This window comes from Paenibacillus sp. p3-SID1389 (assembly GCF_025151705.1).
Classification (GTDB): Bacteria; Bacillota; Bacilli; order Paenibacillales; family Paenibacillaceae; genus Fontibacillus; species Fontibacillus phoenicis.
The window spans coordinates 1-5,999 of sequence record NZ_JALXVO010000093.1; the positions used below are offsets into that span (position 1 = coordinate 1).

At 57.3% G+C, this 5,999-nt stretch carries 4 protein-coding genes and 1 pseudogene; 1 reads left to right on the forward strand and 4 read right to left on the reverse strand.

What is annotated here, in order from left to right:
* Positions 1-240 precede the first annotated feature (240 nt).
* Positions 241-967, reverse strand: a pseudogene (locus M3G15_RS20950) (AAA family ATPase).
* Positions 968-983: 16 nt separating this feature from the next.
* Positions 984-2,582 (reverse strand): glycoside hydrolase family 43 protein, encoded by a 1,599-nt coding sequence (locus tag M3G15_RS20955; RefSeq protein WP_232282226.1) that lies wholly within the window; start codon positions 2,580-2,582, stop codon positions 984-986.
* A 122-nt stretch (positions 2,583-2,704) separates the two neighbouring features.
* On the opposite strand from M3G15_RS20955, the gene M3G15_RS20960 reads away from it, so the two are divergent.
* Positions 2,705-3,745: an LLM class flavin-dependent oxidoreductase gene (locus M3G15_RS20960; protein ID WP_009223602.1), complete on the forward strand. Its 1,041-nt coding sequence runs from the start codon at positions 2,705-2,707 to the stop codon at positions 3,743-3,745.
* Here M3G15_RS20960 and M3G15_RS20965 read toward each other — a convergent pair.
* Together M3G15_RS20965 and M3G15_RS20970 are read right to left on the reverse strand one after the other, a co-directional pair.
* The gene (locus M3G15_RS20965) at positions 3,700-5,229 is read right to left on the reverse strand and encodes a response regulator transcription factor (RefSeq protein ID WP_260071972.1); all 1,530 of its coding nucleotides are present in this window, start codon (positions 5,227-5,229) and stop codon (positions 3,700-3,702) included. The genes M3G15_RS20960 and M3G15_RS20965 overlap by 46 nt on opposite strands.
* A gap of 16 nt (positions 5,230-5,245) precedes the next feature.
* Positions 5,246-5,999: sensor histidine kinase (locus tag M3G15_RS20970; RefSeq protein WP_260071973.1), on the reverse strand; the 754-nt coding region annotated here is incomplete at its 5' end.

The following is a 5,999-nucleotide window of genomic DNA, read 5'->3' on the forward strand; positions in this document are numbered from 1 at the left end:
GCGTTGCTGGCAAGCGTTAGAGCGCAGGTTCGCCTCAACGGTGTTCGCCGGAGCCCATCAACGCACACGAGTTCCCTCACCGAGTCAGCGGCCCACTCACCGCGATATCGACTCGCTCAGGCTACAGTGGCTTGCTCACGTGACAGCACTCGCTCACCGCAACAGCAAACCCGCACCGGGACTGACATGACTTTGTAACACGTAGATAACTCAACAATATGAGATGTCTTCTTCATTTGCCTAAACCAAGTCCCCCTCGTCCTCGTCTTCATCCTCAAACAACGTGTGAAGCACGCTGTTCCGGTTTTCGAGGAAACGACGCGTAATTTGGTAGTGATCCGTATCCTCGTAACGGATCCGCCCCAGCTGATCGCCATCGAAATTCAGGATGTCCGCGTCCGGATAACCCATCAGAATCGGCGAATGGGTAGCTATGATGAACTGGGCACGATCCGATAAGTCGTGGATGATCCGCAGTAATGACAACTGCCGGGCCGGGGACAAGGCGGCCTCCGGTTCGTCCAACAGATAAATGCCCCGGCTGCCAAATCGATACTTGAACAAGCTGAGGAACGACTCGCCATGCGATTGACTGTGTAAGGACACCCCGCCGTAGGCCCGCGTTGCTGCGACATCATCGATATGCGAGGCAAATGAATAAAACGATTCCGCCCGCAGAAAGAAGCCGTTCGTCACTTTCGGGTTCCATGAGAGACGCAGATAGTCGCCAAGCGCCGATTCCGATCGGTCCACCTCGTAGACGTTGTTTCTCCCGCCCCCGGCTGGATTAAACCCGGGCAATCCCCTCCAGTAACGTGGATTTCCCCGAACCGTTCTCCCCGACAAAAAAGGTGACCGGACGGCGGAGATGAAGCTTATTCATCTTCCGGACCAGCGGGAGCGAGAAAGGGTACTGGTGGAAGGAGGGCATTTTCTCCTTCAAAAGCGTTACCTCTCTTAAATACACCCTCTTACTCCCCCCTTCACATTGAGAATGAATCAAGCTCCTTATAAATAAAATAGTCGAAATCGGCAGGCTTGCGCATCCCGCTGAGGTCCTGGGCGCAGACGCCAAGGAAGGTGCCGGTGAAGCGCACTTTCTCTGCGGGATCGTCGGATAGGTGGCTAACGTCAACGGCTTCGCCTACGGCATGCCAGGTTTCCCCGTCCAGGCTGTAGTAGAAGCGTGCCAGCTCGCGTTCGATGACCACCCGCAGCCAGCAGCGCGAAGCCCCTTCGATCGAGATGTCTTCCGCCAGCAGCTCGTCGTAGACGCCATATTTTGTCTGGATCAAATTCAGGCTCTTGCCTTTCGTCTCATCTCGGGAAATCCGCAAATACACATGATCGTTCGTATCGTAAAACACGGTCAGGCCGGCCATCTGCTGGAACGTCTCCGGCTCGAACTCCACCACCGTCTCCGCCAGGCAATGGAACGATTGCTGCCGCCGCGCCACCAGACTCTGCCGGAACAGCGAGTTCATCGACTCACGGCCATACAAGCGCAGGAAGCCAGGGCGCTCGCGAAGCGTCAGCCAATCCTCCGTGGCCGGAACGCGCAGCGTGCTCCAATGCACCCCCAGCGTCACCGCCTCGAAATCATCCCGTTCCGGCTCCGGCTCAAACGGGTGCGGCGGTAAAGCGGGAGCGGGCACCTTCACCTGCGGCTCATTCCCGCCGGTTTCTAACCGGAACCAGCCGTCTTCCGTCCAGAAGCCGCGCTGGATCGCCGTTTCCCGACCGAGCGTGCAGTAGATGTCCTTCGTTGGCCGCCCGGTCAGGTGCACCATGTACCACTCGCCCGTTTGCGTCTCGACCAGCGAGCCATGTCCCGCCTTTTGCAGCTCCAGGTGCGGTTTGCCCGACGAGGTGAGGATCGGATTGGTTGGGTCCACTTCATACGGTCCGTCGATCGTCCGCGACCGGGCCATTGTGACCGCATGATCGTAATACGTGCCGCCTTCTGCGGTAAGCAGGTAGTAGTAGCCGTTTCTTTTATACAAATGCGGGCCTTCGGTTAACCTAAGCTCGGTGCCTTGGAAAATATTTTTCACCGGACCCACCAACTTCTGCTGCTTCGGATCATATTCTTGAAGCACGATCCCGGCAAACCGGTTCTTCCCTTTCCGGTGATCCCACAGCATGTTGACCAGCCATTTGCGCCCGTCGTCATCATGGAACAAGGAAGGGTCGAAGCCGCTGCTGTTCAGATAGATCGGATCCGACCAGGGGCCGCGGATATCCGGGGCGGTGACCAGAAAGTTTGGAGTGTCCTTGAATGCGCCGTGGCGGCTTTTGACATCGGTATAGATCAGATAGAACAAGCCGTTATCATAGCTGAGGCAGGGGGCCCATACCCCGCAGGAGCCGGGGTTGCCCAGCATGTCCAGCTGAGACACCCTTGTCAACGGGTGACCGATGAGCTGCCAGTGCACGAGATCCCGAGAATGATGAATCTGCACACCCGGGAACCACTCGAAGGTAGAAGTCGCAATATAGTAGTCATCTCCGACCCGCAAGATCGAGGGATCGGGGTTAAAGCCGCGTAAAATCGGATTCGTGATCATTGGACGTTCGCTCATAATTTCCTCCCGTTCAAAACTGTTATCGATTTGATTATTGTTTTTTCGCTCATTTCTTTAAATTCGATTATAATAGAAATTAGGTTTTTGCATTTCATTCCTGCCTAAGGAGGCTAGATTTTATGCCTGATTCAAGAACAACCAACGATTCATCGCATCGTTTATCCCATATTCCGGTCTCGATTCTCGACCTCGCGCCGATTACCGCCGGCAGCACCGCGGCCGAATCGCTGCGCAATTCGCTGGACCTCGCCCAGCATGCCGAAAACTGGGGTTATCACCGCTATTGGCTTGCGGAGCATCACGGCATGCCCGGCATTGCCAGCTCGGCGACCTCCGTCGTGATCGGTCACATCGCCGGCGGCACCAAGAAGATCCGCGTTGGATCCGGCGGCATCATGCTGCCAAACCATGCGCCGCTCGTCATCGCTGAGCAATTCGGCACGCTGGAGTCGCTGTACCCGGGGCGGATCGATCTCGGCCTCGGTCGGGCGCCCGGCTCCGACCCGCTGACCTCGCACGCGCTGCGGCGCGGGCCGGGCAGTGACGGGCAGGATTTTCCGGAGCGGCTTGCGGAGCTGCGGAATTACTTCCAGCCCGTCTCCGGCTCATCGATGCGCGTGCGCGCGATTCCCGGCGAAGGCCTACACATCCCGATCTGGCTGCTCGGCTCCAGCGGCTTCAGCGCGCAGCTGTCCGCCCAGCTCGGTCTGCCGTTCGCCTTCGCCAGCCATTTCGCGCCGGACTACTTGCTCCCGGCGCTTGATCTGTACCGCACGCACTTCCGCCCGTCGGCGGAACTGGCGAAGCCTTACGCGATGATCGGCGTGAACGTGATCGTCGCCGATACCGATGCGGAGGCCCGCCGTCTGGCGACCTCCCAGCACCAGCAGTTCTTGAACCTGATCCGCCGGCGTACCTCACAGCTTAACCCGCCGGTGGATCAGCTCGATTGGACGCCGCAGGAGCAAGCGGTGGTTGAACGCCAGCTCAGCTATTCGGCAATCGGCTCACCGGAGACGGTGCGGAACCGGCTGGAGCACTTGCTGGCGGAGACCGATGCCGACGAGATCATCGTCGCGGCCCAGATCTATGACCACAAGGCCCGTTTGCGTTCTTACGAACTGCTGTCAGAGCTGTTCGGAGGACAACGCTCCTTGTAATCCGACGGACTGTATCCCGTGTACTCCTTAAAGACTTTGGAGAAATAGTGCTGATCGCTGAACGATAAGGCGTCAGACACTTCTTTAATTCGCATTTCCGGCTTGCAGGCGATCAGCCTGCAGGCCTCTTTGATTTTTAGGCCGGTATAATACTGCACGAACGTGCTTTGAGCATATCTCTTCATGACCCGGCTGACGTACGAGGGGCTGACGTGAAATTTCTGCGCCACATCGGCGAGCGAAAGATACGAGTACAGGTTGAGCTTGACGTATTCCTCGATTTGCCGAAACAGCTCCTCCCCGCTTTTCCGGTTCAACGCCTGCAGCCACTCGAAGGATTGCTTCGCCCATTCCAACAGGTTCTCACCAAACCTCTCAAAGCTGTCGGCTTCAAGCAAACGGCGGGAGGAAGCCTCGAGCTCCAGCCGATGCCCGGTCTCCTGATCGCCTCCCGCTTGCGAGAAGGCATCGGCCAAGAGCGCGACGAACCGTTCCAGCTCCGCAAGCCGAATGTTGTCGCCGGACCATTTGGTCAGCAGCTCGTTCAGCTTCAACAAGAACTGCTCCTTCCTCCGCCCCAGAATGAGCTCGGTAAAGGCTGCCGCGGCCGCCCGATCCAATTCGGATCCCTCCGGTTTGCCCAACGCATGGGTAATCTCCGTATCCATCACGATTCCCTGGTGAATAGGCTGCCGTTCGTCCAAAATGCCTGACATGCGGTGATACAGCTTAGGCAGCCGATCTGGGTCCCCGGACTGCAGCTGTCCGCCAATCGTCGCCGCAAGCCCCGCCGCCTCCAACGCTTTGCGGACGAACTCCAGGCATTCATACACCGAGGAATACGAGTCCACCACGGTTTTTGGCACCAAAGCAAGAAATTGACCGGGCACTTGAGTCGGGAACACCCAGCACAGCTGCGGAGCAAATAAAGCATCCAATCTGCGCTGAAGCTCATCCGCACGCCAAAGCTCCCGCACGCCGGCAAACGGCTGCCTCCGGATGAGGATCAACAGCTTTCCGTAATGACGGAATTGGTCCCCGAGCTGCAGTTCCTCGTAAACCTCCGGAGCTACAATTTCCTGGAATAGCTCCGCTTCACTGGGAATCCGGCTGCGGAGGCGCTCAAGCGCCCGTTCCATCACTTCCGACAGCTGCTTGCGTTCGACGGGCTTGAGCAAATAGTCAAACACCTGCAAATTAATCGCTTTGCGCGTGTATTCGAAATCGTTGTATCCGCTGATCAAAATAAATAACAGCTGCGGGCGGATCTGCTTCGCCTGTTCAATGAACGCGAGGCCGTCCAGCTTCGGCATGCGGATATCGGTCAGCACCAAGTCCACCGGCTGCTGCCGGACGAGCTCCAACGCTTCCTCTCCGTTGGCCGCCGTGGCCGTCACCTGAAACGGAAGCTCCAGGGAACCCAGGAGCGTTCGAATGTTCCGCAAGATCGGCTTGCTGTCTTCCACGATCATGACGTTGTACATGCTGTGCCCTCCTCGTTCAGTAGAAGTCCTTCGTTAACGAACCGATGATCTGAACCGTGGCGCCCTTTTCCCCATCCGCATGGTTAAACAGATTGAAGAACAGCCGGTTCTGGTACATTAACTTCAGTCGGCCTACGCTGTTCACGATGCCCATGTTGCCGATCGAGGCGGGCCGTTCGTCCCCCTCTCCGGCAGCAGCTTCGCTCTTCCGCAGGTTGTCCATGATTTCATTGATCTTCCCGGGCGGAAACCCGTCTCCGTTATCCTTAATCTCCACCGCCCATAACCCGTTGAACTGCTTCACCGTAATCTCGATCCGCCAAGGCGGGTCGCTGTGGGTGAAGGCATGCTCGATGCAGTTCTCCACGAAGGGCTGGAGCACCAGCCGTGGCAGCTGTACGTTCCGCGCCGATTCGTCCGCATGGATCTCCCAAACGAGATCGTCTTCGTACTTTTGCTGGACGAGGGACAAGTAGTGCCGGGTATGCTCCAGCTCGTCGGCTAAGGTGACATGCGCGTATGGTGAAGATACGATGTAACGCAAGCTGTCCGATAAGTGCTTGCACATATCGGTGACGACATCGGTCTTGCCCTCCTGGGCCGCGATGCTGATCAAATACAGCACGTTATGGATAAAATGCGGTGCAATTTGGGCCTGGAGCGCGGAGTTTCGCGCCTTGACCTCCTCGTGCAGGGCGATTTTCTCCCGTTCAATCGATTCTTGCAGCCGTTCCATCAAATCCTGAAAGGCCTCGTTTAATAGAATTAAA

Excerpts from the sequence above, each read along its gene's own strand:
- M3G15_RS20960 (WP_009223602.1), top strand. The coding sequence starts at position 2,705 with ATGCCTGATTCAAGAACAACCAACGATTCATCGCATCGTTTATCCCAT.
- M3G15_RS20965 (WP_260071972.1), bottom strand. The coding sequence starts at position 5,229 with ATGTACAACGTCATGATCGTGGAAGACAGCAAGCCGATCTTGCGGAAC.
- M3G15_RS20955 (WP_232282226.1), bottom strand. The coding sequence starts at position 2,582 with ATGAGCGAACGTCCAATGATCACGAATCCGATTTTACGCGGCTTTAAC.